At 52.6% G+C, this 397-nt stretch carries 1 protein-coding gene; it reads left to right on the top strand.

Translation table 11 applies throughout. The features are described from left to right. Window positions 1–3 precede the first annotated feature (3 nt). Window positions 4–357 carry a 50S ribosomal protein L19 gene (gene rplS, locus D7Y13_RS44425; RefSeq protein ID WP_120631168.1) on the top strand — a complete coding sequence of 118 codons (354 nt, stop codon included), beginning with the start codon at window positions 4–6 and terminating at the stop codon, window positions 355–357. Window positions 358–397: the final 40 nt, after the last annotated feature.

The following is a 397-nucleotide window of genomic DNA, read 5'->3' on the forward strand; positions in this document are numbered from 1 at the left end:
GTCATGAAGGCTGTAGAAATTATCCGCTCGATCGAGGCGGAACAACTGAAGCAAGATTTGCCCGATATTGCGATCGGGGATACGGTTCGCGTCGGTGTCCGAATTCAAGAAGGCGGTAAAGAGCGCGTACAGCCCTACGAAGGCACAATCATCGCCATGCGTAATGGCGGCATCAACAAAACGGTTACGGTTCGCCGCATCTTTCAAGGCGTCGGCGTTGAGCGGGTTTTCCTCGTGCATTCGCCTCGTGTTGCCAAGATCGACATTTTGCGTCGAGGCCAAACTCGCCGCGCCAAGCTTTACTACCTGCGCGATCGCGTCGGTAAAGCAACCCGCCTCAAAGAACGCTTTAAATAATTTGAGCGAAATCATTTGAGTGGGGTCGCTATGTTTTGCT

The organism is Corallococcus praedator, from assembly GCF_003612125.1.
Taxonomy (GTDB): domain Bacteria; phylum Myxococcota; class Myxococcia; order Myxococcales; family Myxococcaceae; genus Corallococcus; species Corallococcus praedator.

Bases quoted from the DNA above. Each gene is read 5' to 3' on its own strand.
- rplS (WP_120631168.1), top strand. From the start codon at position 4: ATGAAGGCTGTAGAAATTATCCGCTCGATCGAGGCGGAACAACTGAAG.